Raw genomic sequence first — 536 nt, forward strand, 5'->3', positions numbered from 1 at the left:
ACAGGCTGTCACCCATTTCCCCATACATGTACCTGACTAACGTTTCGGGTTGCGAATACTTCTTATATTTTTGCAAGATTTCAGCTTTACTTTGTTGAGTTGTTTGAGCTGTCGTTGTAATGCCTTCAAGCTTTAGGCTGGCTTGATAGTTTTGCGCACGTGTCGCTTGAATATATTTTTTTTTCTGTTCAGTGGTTCTGAGCATTTCGAAACTCCATTGATGCTACACGTGAAGTAAGTATAGCAGAGAATCTTTTTGATCAATGCTGCATACAAGCATTTCAAAATGTAATACAACGGTATTGTTTCATGTAATAACAGAAAACTAAAAAAAAGTGGAAGAATTTTTAAAATTTAGACCACCCATGATAAGTAAACCATATGTATTTGTTGATAATTGTAATTTTGAGAAAATTTAGTTGATAAATTAAATGAATTTTAATATACAAAGATATGCTCATTTTTTATATCGATAAAAATGTTAAAATTTGACTATTTAGTAAAAAATATAGAGATATTTATGGGGCAATTTATCA

Annotated in this window: 1 protein-coding gene; it reads right to left on the reverse strand. The window is 30.8% G+C overall.

Annotated features, from left to right (window positions below; genetic code table 11):
* Positions 1–205 (reverse strand): YhfG family protein (locus ACINWC323_RS02525; RefSeq protein ID WP_009515111.1); only part of this gene is annotated, 205 nt, incomplete at its 3' end.
* Positions 206–536 lie beyond the last annotated feature (331 nt).

Source organism: Acinetobacter sp. WC-323, assembly GCF_000314615.1.
GTDB lineage: Bacteria > Pseudomonadota > Gammaproteobacteria > Pseudomonadales > Moraxellaceae > Acinetobacter > Acinetobacter courvalinii.